General features: G+C 52.5%; 1 rRNA gene. It reads left to right on the forward strand.

Features of this window, described 5'->3' with window-relative positions:
- Positions 1-1,159: ribosomal RNA gene (locus tag Q4486_RS15725) — 16S ribosomal RNA — on the forward strand; the annotation flags it as partial.
- Positions 1,160-1,224 lie beyond the last annotated feature (65 nt).

The raw sequence follows: 1,224 nt of genomic DNA on the forward strand, positions 1-1,224 counted from the left end.
CCTGATGCAGCCATGCCGCGTGTGTGAAGAAGGCCCTAGGGTTGTAAAGCACTTTCAGTCGTGAGGAAAGGTGTGTAATTAATACTTACATACTGTGACGTTAGCGACAGAAGAAGGACCGGCTAACTCCGTGCCAGCAGCCGCGGTAATACGGAGGGTCCGAGCGTTAATCGGAATTACTGGGCGTAAAGCGCGCGTAGGTGGATTGGTCAGTCAGATGTGAAAGCCCAGGGCTCAACCTTGGAACTGCACCTGATACTGCCAGTCTAGAATACGGTAGAGGGTAGTGGAATTTCCTGTGTAGCGGTGAAATGCGTAGATATAGGAAGGAACACCAGTGGCGAAGGCGACTACCTGGACCGATATTGACACTGAGGTGCGAAAGCGTGGGGAGCAAACAGGATTAGATACCCTGGTAGTCCACGCCGTAAACGATGTCTACTAGCCGTTGGAAGACTTGATCTTTTAGTGGCGAAGCTAACGCGATAAGTAGACCGCCTGGGGAGTACGGCCGCAAGGTTAAAACTCAAATGAATTGACGGGGGCCCGCACAAGCGGTGGAGCATGTGGTTTAATTCGACGCAACGCGAAGAACCTTACCAACTCTTGACATCCAGAGAAGTTACTAGAGATAGTTTCGTGCCTTCGGGAACTCTGAGACAGGTGCTGCATGGCTGTCGTCAGCTCGTGTTGTGAAATGTTGGGTTAAGTCCCGTAACGAGCGCAACCCTTGTCCTTATTTGCCAGCACGTAATGGTGGGAACTCTAAGGAGACTGCCGGTGACAAACCGGAGGAAGGTGGGGACGACGTCAAGTCATCATGGCCCTTACGAGTTGGGCTACACACGTGCTACAATGGCCGGTACAGAGGGCTGCGAACCTGCGAAGGTAAGCTAATCTCACAAAACCGGTCGTAGTCCGGATTGGAGTCTGCAACTCGACTCCATGAAGTCGGAATCGCTAGTAATCGTGGATCAGAATGCCACGGTGAATACGTTCCCGGGCCTTGTACACACCGCCCGTCACACCATGGGAGTGGATTGCACCAGAAGTAGCTAGCTTAACCTTCGGGAGGGCGGTTACCACGGTGTGGTTCATGACTGGGGTGAAGTCGTAACAAGGTAGCCCTAGGGGAACCTGGGGCTGGATCACCTCCTTAAACGAAAGCCGAATCTTGGCAAGCGTTCACACGAATTATCTGATCAGAAAGTGAAGAGAGCGGAA

It is taken from the genome of Neptuniibacter sp. 2_MG-2023, assembly GCF_030547495.1.
Lineage (GTDB): Bacteria > Pseudomonadota > Gammaproteobacteria > Pseudomonadales > Balneatricaceae > Neptuniibacter.